Below are 2,803 nucleotides of genomic sequence, written 5' to 3' on the forward strand. Positions count from 1 at the left end.
TTCTCCACAGCCTGAAAAAGCAGTGCCTTTTTAGGCACTGCTTTTAACTATTAATAACTTGGCATTTTCGTAATCTGTGCCACTCCTGAATCAATGGCTGCTTTTGCTACTGCTTCTGCAACACTTGGAACAACTCTTTTATCTAATGGATTTGGAATTACATAACTCGCATGAAGCTCTTCATCCGTAATGATGTTAGCGATTCCATATGCTGCCGCTAATTTCATCTCTTCTGTAATATCAGTCGCTCGCACATCTAACGCACCGCGGAATATTCCTGGGAACGCCAATACATTATTTACTTGATTCGAGTAATCAGAACGTCCAGTTCCTACTACTGCTGCACCAGCTGCTAATGCATCTTCTGGGAATATTTCTGGAATTGGATTCGCCATTGCAAACACAATTCGCTTCTCATTCATCGTCTGTACAAGTTCTTTCGTTAATACGTTAGGGGCAGATACACCAATGAAAATATCAGCCTGATGAATCGCTTCCTTTAATGTTCCGCGCACGAATTCTCGATTTGTTTTCTTTGAAACTTCGATTTGCGCTTCATTCATCCATGTTTCCCCTTCACAAACAATACCTTCTAAGCTAACTAACGTAATATGTTTTGCACCGGCTTTTAATAATAATTTTCCAATTGCAATTCCTGCCGAACCAGCACCGTTAATAACAATTTTCACATTATCCATTTGTTTACTTACGACTTTTAGTGCATTAATAACAGCTGCTAAAACGACAATAGCTGTTCCATGTTGATCATCATGGAATACAGGAATATTCGTTTCTTCTTTTAATCTTTTTTCAATTTCAAAGCAACGTGGCGCTGCAATATCTTCTAAATTGATACCTGAAAATGTAGGCTCTAAATTTTTCACAAGGGTAACGATTTCATCTACATCCGTCGTTCCTAGACATAACGGGAATGCATCTACATTCGCAAATTTCTTGAATAAAATACTTTTACCTTCCATAACAGGCATAGCCGCTTTCGGTCCAATATTCCCTAAGCCAAGTACTGCAGTTCCATCTGAGACAACCGCTACCATATTACCACGTGCTGTATAGTCGTAAGCTGCTTCTTCATCTGCTGCAATTGCTTTACAAGACTCCGCCACACCTGGTGTATAAGTCAAGCTTAAATCGTCCGCTGAATTCACTTCCACCTTACTTGTAATCTCAATTTTCCCTACTAACTCTTTATGCAATAACAATGATCTTTCATTAATTTGATTTTCTAACATACTTATAATCTCTCCTTAATTTGACAAGCTAGCTATATGAATATAGCTAGCTTGTTTGATCATGAAAACATTTTTAATAAAATTGTTGCCGTTACGACCACTGCCGCTCCACCTAAACGCGTTGAAATTTGCGCAAAGGGCATTAATTCCATACGATTTGAAGCTGATAGAATCGCAACATCTCCAGTTCCACCTAAACCACTATGACATCCCGTTACAATTGCTGATTCAACAGGGTACATTTTCATCACTTTTCCTACAAGAAATCCTGATGCTACCATTGTAAGAACAACTGATGCACACACAACAACATATCCTACAGAAAGCACTGCCGCTACGTCTTTTAACGGAATATATAGTAACCCCAAGCCAACCATTAACGGCCATGTTAAATTTTTTGAAATAAATTTATATAAATGGAATGCTCCTTGCTCCATTTTTGCTGGCATTAATTTAAAGTACTTCACAAGTGCTGCTGAGAAAATCATAATGATTGCCCCAGGAATCCCGATGAACTTAGAAGCGAATCCTCCAAAGATGAAGAACGTACATGCAATTAATAAACCTGCTCCCATTAATGAGAAGTCAATTGGCTTCTCTGTATTTTGTTCTTTTAATAATTCTGCTTGATTGTCTGTCTTCACTAATACACCGTTACCACTAAGCTCAGGTTTTTTCTCACCTAAACGCTTCATATAGCCTGCACTCACAATTGCAAACATATTCCCGATAATAGCTGCAGGAATAAGTTGTGATACAAATGTTGCTGATGACTCATTTAAAATATCACCATAAGCTAATGATAATGGTAAAATCCCTTCCCCAATACCACCACTCACAATTGGTACAATGATAAAGAAGAATGTCTGCTTCATTTCAAATCCAAATAACGAACCTACTAATAGGCCTACCGCTATAGAAGCTAGCGTCCCTACCACTAAAGGAATAAACATGCGAACGAAACCTTGTACTAATACTTTACGGTTCATTCCTAAAATACTTCCAACTACTAAACAAGAAATATATAAATATAAAAAGTTCGATTTTTTCATTAACATAGTCGCAGCTTCCATTGAAGCTGGATTCATCCAGTTAAAAAATACAAGTAACGATGGAACAAATAATGAAAGAATTGCTGGACCACCGATGTTTTTTAAAATTGGAATTCTCATCCCAATGTCACCTAAGAAAATACCCATAATCATAATAACTGCAAATCCACCAATCATATCAGCTGGCAATTTATTATATACAGATGCCCCATAAATAATAGCAGCCAATACTACGTATAACGGTAAAGGTATAACACCGATTTTTACATTCATAATTTTAGAAGCGAAAGACTCTCTTTGTACCTCATTCTCCTCTGATAATGATATCGCTTCCATATCCTTTCGAATTCCCATATGGCACCCCCTTGTTTTCTTAATAACAATATTAAAACGCTTTCAATAGTAAAAATAGTTTTTGTAAGTTTTGTAATTGATTTTGTAATTAAAAAAAGTATAAGCGACTTATAATAAGTCGCTTATATCAGGCTGTGGAGAAAGTCT

At 36.8% G+C, this 2,803-nt stretch carries 2 protein-coding genes; both read right to left on the reverse strand.

Annotated elements, in window-relative coordinates:
* Window positions 1-50: 50 nt before the first annotated feature.
* Complete coding sequence (locus COE49_RS26530; protein WP_098946156.1) at window positions 51-1,250, reverse strand: NAD(P)-dependent malic enzyme; 1,200 nt, start codon at window positions 1,248-1,250, stop codon at window positions 51-53.
* Between the two features lie 59 nt (window positions 1,251-1,309).
* Window positions 1,310-2,656, reverse strand: coding sequence for a 2-hydroxycarboxylate transporter family protein (locus COE49_RS26535; RefSeq protein WP_000512840.1), 1,347 nt, complete (start codon window positions 2,654-2,656; stop codon window positions 1,310-1,312).
* Window positions 2,657-2,803: the final 147 nt, after the last annotated feature.

The sequence above is a fragment of the Bacillus sp. AFS029637 genome (assembly GCF_002584985.1).
In the GTDB taxonomy this organism is placed as follows: domain Bacteria; phylum Bacillota; class Bacilli; order Bacillales; family Bacillaceae_G; genus Bacillus_A.

Bases quoted from the DNA above. Each gene is read 5' to 3' on its own strand.
- COE49_RS26530 (WP_098946156.1), bottom strand. From the start codon at position 1,250: ATGTTAGAAAATCAAATTAATGAAAGATCATTGTTATTGCATAAAGAG.
- COE49_RS26535 (WP_000512840.1), bottom strand. From the start codon at position 2,656: ATGGGAATTCGAAAGGATATGGAAGCGATATCATTATCAGAGGAGAAT.